Raw genomic sequence first — 1700 nt, forward strand, 5'->3', positions numbered from 1 at the left:
TTATTTTCCGGGCGGATTACCTTAGCACGCTTCTCACTCGCCTCAGCTTCCAGAAGCTTTTCCTCAAGCTCCTTGATTCTGGCTTCTGCCACGGCCTTTTGATCATCTCCGAGGAGCAGCAGTTCTTCTCGTGCTTTTTCAAGCATCTCTCGATAGATTTTCTCTTCTTGCTCGGCTTTTGCAATTGCGGCTTCGTATTCCCTAATTGCCCTTTGCTCTTCCCGTATCTGCTCTCTAATCTGACGCTGTTCCTCTTGCTCTTCCTGCTTCTTCAATTTGAATTGATAGAACAGTCGGCATTCTTCGAACTTCAGCTTTATATACGCAGGGGAAATCCCGCACTTTAAGCTGAGCATATTTTTCTCAAGCTTGTTTGCGAGTTTTTCTATCTGTTCTAGGGTTCGAGACAAGCGACTAGGAGAGACTTTTCCGATTAAAAAGTCACATTCGATGTTAAAAGCTGCCAACAGTAACTGGCTTTGACCCTTGAGAATTTTCTTATTTTGAGTCTCATCCTGAGATAAATTTATTGTATCAGGGATCTCAACAGCTTGGTTGCTGGAGATAAGCTCCTTTTGCTGCTCTCGAATGCGTCGAATTTCTTCTTCAAACCGTTCGGTTGTCTCGAATAAGTAGTCGGGAGTTTCGAAATGACCGTAACTTACAAAATCTTCAAGCCGCGAGTACAAATCGAGCTGGGGTACGAGCTCAGATATTTCGCTTTTTATGTTTGAAAGCTCAACTTTATCGTTCTCATTATTTTGAGAAATCTCGGCCTGCTCTTCTTGCAAGCGCTCGACAGCCTCCATTAACGCACCTTCAGAAGCCTTAAGCTGCCGAAGATCAGCTGTCTCAGATTTAATATTCTTGAGGTCTTCATTCGCTTCGAGAAGCTGCGTATCTAGCTCAGATTTTCTCGTAGTTCTTTCTTCGATATCGCGCTCTAATGACGAAAAATTTTCAACTTTCTTACCATATCGACGATGGACTAAGGCATATGTAAAAATTACGGAGAAACACACTGAAATTAAAATATATACGGAAAGCGAGTATTCCACCTATATCAACTCCTCATCAACAATTTGCTCTCTGAAAACTTTTCTATTCATGCACCGTGTTTCGTACGCCGCTTTCTCTTCCTCACGGTTTTCTTGAATTGCGACCTTGAGCAGCTCTTTCTGGCGCTTTTCGCGTGCTTTCTGCTGCTTTAGTTCTTCCCTTTCGCACTCACGCTGAAAACGCTCCCGTTCTCGCTGACGCTGCAGAGCCTCCCTCTCTCTTGCCCTCTCTTGTCGCTCTCTCTCTTTAATTGCTCGCCTGTTAGCCTTATCGATGGCTTTAACAACCCGAATAGTTGTTCTTAAAGCGCTCCTTCGAGCCATAACATCCAACTCCAATTTGGCCTGTAGCAATACTTTAGGGGATATCGATGGACCAGATAGCCTTTAGAGTAAGCATACCCGATCCATGTCGTGATATGCTGATAGATTGTATACGCTTGAAGGTTGACACGAAAAGAAAGTAAGGGCAAATACGCGAGGCAAAATTAATTTCTGGGTATTTGGCCTACTAATTAGTCCAAATTAGGAAGCTTGATTTTATTGAACTTGACGTCAAAGCTCGACCGAAAATGAAGTTGAGTGATTTCTTTGGCTTATGATTCCCTGTGTTTTGCGAGAACTAGGGTCTGGACTCAATTG

2 protein-coding genes are annotated in these 1700 nt (G+C 43.4%); both read right to left on the bottom strand.

Annotated features, from left to right (window positions below; all coding sequences use genetic code 11):
* A partial coding sequence (locus THS27_RS26130) for a DUF4041 domain-containing protein (protein ID WP_085595930.1) occupies positions 1-1058 on the bottom strand: 1058 nt, incomplete at its 3' end.
* Positions 1059-1382, bottom strand: a complete 324-nt coding sequence (locus tag THS27_RS26135) for a hypothetical protein (protein ID WP_139835767.1) — start codon at positions 1380-1382, stop codon at positions 1059-1061.
* Positions 1383-1700 lie beyond the last annotated feature (318 nt).

The sequence above is a fragment of the Thalassospira sp. MCCC 1A01428 genome, from assembly GCF_002115825.1.
Taxonomy (GTDB): Bacteria; Pseudomonadota; Alphaproteobacteria; order Rhodospirillales; family Thalassospiraceae; genus Thalassospira.